Genomic DNA, 3,613 nt, shown 5'->3' with positions numbered 1-3,613 from the left:
CCCGCCGTGTCGATGCGGAACTGGTGCGCCTCGATGAACCAGCGTGTCACCGGCCGTACCTGCGCGAACAGGGCGCCGAGTTCCGTTAGCAAAGTGGTCCAGGCTGGCGCAGCCGCGACGCCTGCTTCAACGGGCTCAAACCAGCGCTCGAAGCCGCCGTGCAACGCGTTGTAGTCGGTGGGTTGCCAGTGGGCCCGATGGGGTGTCTGCACCAGCTGGCCGCCGGCAAGGTTCTGGACAAAGCAGCTGTGCCGGCGTTTGCGGTAGTGGCCGCCATCTTTCAGGTGGGCATCCGGTGGCAAATTGCCCCAGGACGGCGCCAGCGCTGCCCAGCCCTGCGCCCACTCTGTCGGCAGGGCGGCGATCAGATCGGCGGGCGACAGGAGCCGCAGACCGTCCTGGCTGAGTGCCTGCACGGCGGGTTTGGGGGCAGTCGGAATATTGAGCATAGGCCGGTATTTTGGCAGGGCTGCACCGGCTTGGCGCATGACGGGAAAGCAGCCTACAGCCTGAGCGCGAGGACCGCCGCATAATCGCAGCGACTGCCCAAACCTCAGGAGCTTTTCCATGCTGTACAAATTCAAATCAAAATCTGCCGGCGACGTGATCATGCTGGAGGCCAACGGCCGCCGCGTTCTGGAGGTCATCGGCAAGGACGCTGGCCCCAAGGGCATCATCCTGCCCGAGCAGATGCCGGCCGCCATCGCCGCCCTGCAGGCCGCGATCGCCCTCGAAGAATCGCATGACCAGGATGCCGACGACGCTCCGGCTGCGGGCGAAGGCCTGGGGCTGCGCCAGCGTGCGATGCCCTTCATCGAGATGCTGGAGCGTAACCACAAGGCCGGACACGAGGTGGTCTGGGGAGTTTAGGGCCCCCACGCTTGTCGCTTCGCGTACTGCGCTGCCCCCCGAGGGGGCGCTGCGCCTGCGGGCCGGCAGAGCCGGACCCGCTGCCCCTGTTTGAAAAGAGAAGAGCCCCGAGGCTGCTGTAGCTTGAAGGGATCCCTCAATTCCGCTAATCGACCTTAGCGCCCGAGACCTTCACGACCTGAGCCCACTTGGTGATTTCCGAGTCGATCAGCTGGGCAAACTGCTGGGGGGTGTTGCCGCTGGGGATGGCGCCCTGCGCCAGCATTTTTTCCTTGATGGCTGGCGTTGCCAGCGCCTTGGCCACTTCCTGCTGGATGCGGTTGACAATATCGGGCGGCGTGCCGGCGGGCGCCAGCAGGCCAAACCAGCTGCTGGCTTCAAAGCCCTTGAGCTTGCCGGCCTCTTCGACGGTCGGCAATTCCGGCATGGCGCTGGAGCGCTCGGCGCTGGTCACGGCAAACGCCTTGAGCTTGCCAGCCTTGATCTGCGGCATGGCCGAGGGCAGGTTGTCAAACATCACGTCCACATTGCCACCGACCAGGTCGAGCAGCGCCGGGCCGGAGCCACGGTAGGGAATGTGTGTCATGAAAATCCCGTTCTTCGACTTGAACAGCTCGCCGGCCAGGTGAATGGAGGTGCCGTTGCCGCTGGAAGCCATGCTGAGTTTGCCGGGATTGGCCTTGGCGTATTTGACGAAGTCGGGGACCGTGTTGATGCCTAGCTTGGCAGCTTTTTCGGCGTTCATGACCATGACGTTGGGCACGCCGGCCACCAGCGTGATTGGGGCAAAGTCTTTTTGCGGATCAAACGGCATCTTTGCGTAGATCGACTTGTTAATGCCATGGGTGCCGACGGTGCCCATCAGAATGGTGTAGCCATCGGCTGGTGACTTGGCGACCAAATCGGCGCCTACATTGCCGCCCGCGCCGGCGCGGTTGTCCACCACAAAAGGTTGTCCGAAGGCTTTGGCGAGTTCGGGCGCCACGGCGCGCGCCAGGATGTCGGTGGTTCCGCCGGGTGCGAATGGCACCACGATGCGCACCGGCTTGTTCGGCCAGCTGCCTTGCGCCGCCGACGGAAGGCTGATCAAGGCGCCGAGCACCAAGGCGCAGGCGGTGCCCAGAAGGCGGCAGGTTTGCCGAAGATTGAAAGTTATCAAGCTGATCCGGTGCATGAAGGTCTCCTTGGTTGTGTTTGCAGGTGGTCGATGACCTGCAGGCATGGTTGTCCGGCCCGTACCCCCAGTGCAAGAGCCAGGCCGTTCAGTTGGTTGACGATGCCGTCTTCCATTGTGCTCTGTGCTTCACCAATACGCGCGCTCCCATGCGACACCGTACAGGCGGCCAGGCCGCGGGCCTGGAGGAAGTCGAGTGCAGCCATGCCAGCGCCGTCTTTTCCCCCACCCGCGTCGTTGAAAACGCTCAGCAGCGGCCTGGCCGCCAGCGCATAACGCGCCGAACTCAGGCCGCCGTGCGAACCACTCACTGCCAGGCAGCCTTGGTCGCTTGGCACGAGTTCGGTGATCGAATCAACAATGCGAAGGGGTGACATGCGTACGGCGTCAAATATGGTTGTTGCTAGAAAAATGTCCCGTAAAAAAAGCCGCCCGGCATGCACCTGGCGGCTTCTCGGAAGCAAAAGCCGGGTCAGTCCGCGAACTGCTTTGCCGCGTCAATAACCGGCTTGAGTTTGGCAATCTCGCCTGCAACAAAGGTCTTGTGAGCGGCGGGCTCCATGCGTTTGTCGGTCACAACCACAGCACCCAGGCCTTCCTGCTTCTTAATGAAGTCTGCGTCTTTCAGTGCGGCCTTGAGGGCTGTGTTCAGCTGGGCCAGAACGGCAGGCGGCGTGCCTTTGGGGGCATACAGGCCGTGCCAGATGGTCAGGTCAAAACCCTTGAGGCCCATTTCCTGCAGCGTAGGGTAGTCCTTGAGCAGCTTGTGCTTGGACAGGGGCTTGGCGGTAGTCACGGCGAAGGCCTTGACGCGGCCGGCTTCAATCTGGCCGGTGGTGTTGGTCGTCTGGTCGCACATCAAGTCAACCTGACCGCCAACCAGCGCATTCATTGCCGGGCCGGTGCCGCCGAAAGGAATGGTGGTCATGGCTTCCTTGGCGTTGATCGCCGATTGCCACATCAGGCCGCACAGGTGGGAAGCAGACCCCAGACCGGCATGGGCAATGTTGAGCTTGCCCGAATTGGCCTTGATGTAGTTCTCGAAGTCGCGGTAGGTGTTGGCCGGCAACTGGGGTTTGCCAATCAGCGTCATCGGCACTTCGTTGACCAGGCCGAGGTATTCAAAATCTTCCAGGGGTTTGTACTGCAGCTTGCGGTACAGGGCGGGGGTGGCAGCCATGCCGATATGAAACAGCAGCAGGGTATGGCCGTCGGGGTTGGCTTTGGCGACCTTGGTGGCGCCTATGGTGCCGCCGGCACCGTTGACGTTTTCCACCACGAAGTTGGCACTGCCGCCCATGGACTTGCGCATGGCTTCGGCCAGGTCGCGTGCCACGCGGTCGGTCGGGCCGCCGGCTGCAAATGGCACCACGATGGAAATCGGCTTGGAGCCGGGATAGGATTGTGCATGGGCAAAGAGGGATGTCGCAGCCAAGGCGAGTATGAATCGCCCCGGGAATTGAGGAGGCTCCAACCTTTGAGAAGATGGAGCCATGAAGAAATCAAACAAGTTTTCCCCCGAAGTACGCGAACGCGCGGTCCGTATGGTGCAGGAGCACCGAGGCGAGT

General features: G+C 62.4%; 5 protein-coding genes. 1 reads left to right on the top strand and 4 read right to left on the bottom strand.

Annotation, left to right across the window (positions count from 1 at the left end; translation table 11 throughout):
* A partial coding sequence (locus tag H0W47_RS17945) for a 2OG-Fe dioxygenase family protein (protein WP_296926882.1) occupies positions 1-449 on the bottom strand: 449 nt, incomplete at its 3' end.
* A gap of 118 nt (positions 450-567) precedes the next feature.
* Here H0W47_RS17945 and H0W47_RS17940 point away from each other — a divergent pair.
* On the top strand, positions 568-870 hold the full coding sequence (locus tag H0W47_RS17940; protein ID WP_296926880.1) for a DUF1840 domain-containing protein: 303 nt from the start codon (positions 568-570) through the stop codon (positions 868-870).
* Positions 871-1,015: 145 nt separating this feature from the next.
* Here the strand turns inward: H0W47_RS17940 and H0W47_RS17935 are convergent, their stop codons facing one another.
* The 3 genes from H0W47_RS17935 to H0W47_RS17925 form a co-directional block, all read right to left on the bottom strand.
* Positions 1,016-2,044, bottom strand: a complete 1,029-nt coding sequence (locus tag H0W47_RS17935) for a tripartite tricarboxylate transporter substrate binding protein (protein ID WP_296926878.1) — start codon at positions 2,042-2,044, stop codon at positions 1,016-1,018.
* Positions 2,026-2,421, bottom strand: coding sequence for a hypothetical protein (locus H0W47_RS17930; protein ID WP_296926876.1), 396 nt, complete (start codon positions 2,419-2,421; stop codon positions 2,026-2,028). Before H0W47_RS17930 ends, H0W47_RS17935 begins: the two co-directional genes overlap by 19 nt.
* Positions 2,422-2,516: 95 nt before the next feature.
* Complete coding sequence (locus H0W47_RS17925; protein ID WP_296926874.1) at positions 2,517-3,539, bottom strand: tripartite tricarboxylate transporter substrate-binding protein; 1,023 nt, start codon at positions 3,537-3,539, stop codon at positions 2,517-2,519.
* Between the last annotated feature and the right edge of the window lie 74 nt (positions 3,540-3,613).

Source organism: Polaromonas sp., from assembly GCF_013817205.1.
Taxonomy (GTDB): Bacteria; Pseudomonadota; Gammaproteobacteria; order Burkholderiales; family Burkholderiaceae_C; genus Polaromonas.
Note: the sequence above shows the minus strand (reverse complement) of the source record. Positions and strands in the feature narration are given on the sequence as shown.

Bases quoted from the DNA above. Each gene is read 5' to 3' on its own strand.
- H0W47_RS17940 (WP_296926880.1), top strand. From the start codon at position 568: ATGCTGTACAAATTCAAATCAAAATCTGCCGGCGACGTGATCATGCTG.
- H0W47_RS17935 (WP_296926878.1), bottom strand. From the start codon at position 2,044: ATGCACCGGATCAGCTTGATAACTTTCAATCTTCGGCAAACCTGCCGC.
- H0W47_RS17930 (WP_296926876.1), bottom strand. From the start codon at position 2,421: ATGTCACCCCTTCGCATTGTTGATTCGATCACCGAACTCGTGCCAAGC.
- H0W47_RS17925 (WP_296926874.1), bottom strand. From the start codon at position 3,539: ATGGCTCCATCTTCTCAAAGGTTGGAGCCTCCTCAATTCCCGGGGCGA.